This window comes from Micrococcus sp. HG099 (assembly GCF_024723355.1).
In the GTDB taxonomy this organism is placed as follows: Bacteria; Actinomycetota; Actinomycetes; order Actinomycetales; family Micrococcaceae; genus Micrococcus; species Micrococcus endophyticus.
The window spans coordinates 1-2857 of record NZ_JANQCJ010000190.1 but is presented as its reverse complement, the minus strand read 5'-3'; the positions used below and the strand labels follow the sequence as shown (position 1 = coordinate 2857).

2 protein-coding genes and 1 pseudogene are annotated in these 2857 nt (G+C 74.2%); 1 reads left to right on the top strand and 2 read right to left on the bottom strand.

What is annotated here, in order from left to right:
• The first annotated feature begins 93 nt into the window (after positions 1-93).
• A complete protein-coding gene (locus NWP10_RS11330) occupies positions 94-2157 on the top strand; it encodes a M13 family metallopeptidase (RefSeq protein ID WP_258300976.1) in 2064 nt (687 codons plus the stop codon).
• 98 nt (positions 2158-2255) lie between these two features.
• Here NWP10_RS11330 and NWP10_RS11325 read toward each other — a convergent pair whose 3' ends face one another.
• Together NWP10_RS11325 and NWP10_RS11320 are read right to left on the bottom strand one after the other, a co-directional pair.
• Complete coding sequence (locus NWP10_RS11325) at positions 2256-2654, bottom strand: MarR family winged helix-turn-helix transcriptional regulator (protein ID WP_258300975.1); 399 nt, start codon at positions 2652-2654, stop codon at positions 2256-2258.
• Positions 2655-2731: 77 nt separating this feature from the next.
• Positions 2732-2857 (bottom strand): annotated as a pseudogene (locus NWP10_RS11320) (aminotransferase class I/II-fold pyridoxal phosphate-dependent enzyme); the annotation flags it as partial.

Here is a 2857-nt window from a genome sequence, read left to right as displayed (position 1 = left end):
CCCTCCCGGGGTGCGCGCCCGCTCGCGTGTCCGCCGTCACGGCTAGAGTGCCGTGCGAGACCGTCCCACCCCCCACGTCCAGGAGGATCCGCCGTGACCGCCACCGCCGAGCCCGAAGTCCCGTCGCCGCGCGAGGACCTGTACCGCCACGTCAACGCCGCCTGGCTGGACACCCACGAGATCCCCGCGGACCAGGGCGCCTACGGCGCGTTCCTGGAGCTGCGGGACGCCGCCGAGCTCGCCGTCCGCCACCTGTGCGAGGACGCGGTGCGCGAGGTGGGCGCCGGCTTCGACCCGGCGCAGGCCCGGGTGGACGCCACGGCCGCGGCCGGGGCGGAGCACCACACGCCGCTGGAGCCGCTGGACGCGGAGGAGACCGAGGGGATGGAGCTGCCCGAGGTCAAGCGCCGCATCGCGGCCCTCTACGCCTCCTTCATGGACGACGAGACGGTGGAGGCCCGTGGGCTCGAGCCCGTGGCCACGGACATGGCGGCGGTGGCGTCGGTGCAGACCCCGGCGGAGCTGCTCGAGCTGTCCGGGCGGCTGCAGCGCCAGGGCGTGTCCGGCCTGGTCAACACCGGCGCCCTCAACGACGCCGGGAACCCGGACCGCATGCTCCTGCACCTGCTGCAGGGCGGCCTGGGCCTGCCGGACGAGTCCTACTACCGGGACGAGGCCTACGCGGAGATCCTCGAGCAGTACACCGAGCACGCCGGGCGCCTGCTGGGCCTGGCCGGGATCGGGGCGGACTCCGCGGAGGCGGCCGAGGCCGGCGTCCGCGTGGTCGAGCTGGAGAAGCGCATCGCGGCCCTGCACTGGGACGTGGTGCGCTCGCGGGACGCCGTGGCCCGCTACAACCTGATGACCCACGAGCAGCTGGTGGAGCTGTTCCCGCTCGCCGAGGCCTGGCTCGAGGGCGTGGACGCCGCGGGCGAGCGCGCGCGGGAGGTCGTGGTGTGGCAGCCGGACTTCCTCTCCGGCGTGCAGGCGCTGCTGGAGGGCCCCGAGGCGGCCGACCTCGAGGACTGGCGCCACTGGCTGATCCTGCAGGTGCTGCGCTCCTTCGCCGGGTTCCTCCCGGACGCCTTCGTGCAGGAGAACTTCTCCTTCTACGGTCGCCGCCTGGCCGGCACGGAGGAGGTCCGCCACCGCTGGAAGCGCGCCGTCGCGTTCGTCAACGGCGCCGCGGGCGAGGACGTGGCGCGCCTCTACGTGGACCGCCACTTCCCCGAGGGCCACGTGGCCGCGATGGACGAGCTGGTGAACCTGCTGCAGGAGGCCTACCGCCGCTCGATCGACGAGCTGGAGTGGATGGGCGAGGAGACCCGCCAGCGCGCCCTGGAGAAGCTGTCCATGTTCCGGCCGATGGTGGGCCGCCCGGTCCGCTGGGTGGACTACTCCTCGCTCGAGGTGCACGCCGGGGACCTGCTGGGCAACGCCCGCGCCGCCTCGGAGTTCGAGTGGGAGCGGGACCTGCGCAAGATCGAGGACGGCCCGGACCCGGAGGAGTGGCACATCACCCCGCAGACGGTGAACGCCTACTACTCGCCGCTGGAGAACGCGATCGTGTTCCCGGCCGCCATCCTGCAGCCCCCGTTCTTCGACCCGGAGAGGTCGATGGCCGCGAACCTCGGCGCGATCGGCGCGGTGATCGGCCACGAGATCGGCCACGGCTTCGACGACCAGGGCTCGCGCTACGACGGCTCGGGGCGCCTGGAGGACTGGTGGACCCAGGAGGACCGGGCGGCGTTCACCGAGCTCACCTCGCGGCTCGTGGCCCAGTACAACGTGCTCTCCCCGGCCGAGGCCCCGGACCACCGCGTGAACGGCGAGTTCACCCTCGGGGAGAACATCGGCGACCTCGGCGGGCTGGGCATCGCGCACCGCGCCCTGGAGATCTGGCGGGACGAGGGCGACGGCGCCTCGCTCGACGCCGCAGCCGGGGACCGGGAGTTCTTCTCCGCCTGGGCGGCGGTGTGGCGGCAGCTCACGCGCCCGGAGACCATGGTCACCCGCATCGCCTCGGACCCGCACTCGCCCAACGAGTTCCGCTGCAACCAGGTGGTGAAGAACATCGACGCCTTCCACGAGGCGTTCGGCACCCAGGAGGGCGACCCGATGTGGCTGGCCCCGGAGGAGCGCGTCACCATCTGGTGAGCCGGGCGCGCGCCGGGGGCCCGCCCTCCGGTCGCGCCTGCCCTCCGGTCGCGCGCGCCTTCCGGTCGCGCGGACCCGGGCCGGTGCCCGGGCGCCGCTCAGCCGGCGTCGGGCGTGCGGTCCACGCGGGCCTGCCGCTCCTCCACGAGGCGGCCGAGCAGGAGCACCAGCGTGTGGATGTCTTCGCGGTCCCAGTGCGCCAGGTCGGCGCGCAGCCCCTCGCCGGCCTGGCCGCCGCGCACGGCGTCCAGGCGGGCACGGCCCTCCTCAGTGGCGGTGAGCAGGGCGGAGCGGCGGTCGACGGGGTCCGGCTCGCGGGTGATGAGGCCCTCGTCCTCGAGGTCCCGGACCATGCGGGAGACCTGGGCGCGGTCCAGCAGCAGGTGCTCGGCCAGCGTGGAGGGCGTCATGGTGCCGGCGTTGCACAGGGTGATGAACGCCTTCATGGCGCCCGCTGACAGCCCCGGCTTCAGTGCCGCCGCCTGGCGGGTGACCACCTGACGGTGCTGACGGACCATCCGGGCGAACGCGTCCTCGAGGCCGCGCACGGCCGCCTCGAACCCGTCGAGCCCGCCTCGACCACCTCGCAGCCGAGCGCGGCCAGGATGTTGCGGTACGCCGGATAGCCGGGGCGCGGCAGCACCACGCGGTCGCCCGGGGAGAACGCGGCGAGGAAGCCGAGCATGAACGCCCCCGAGGA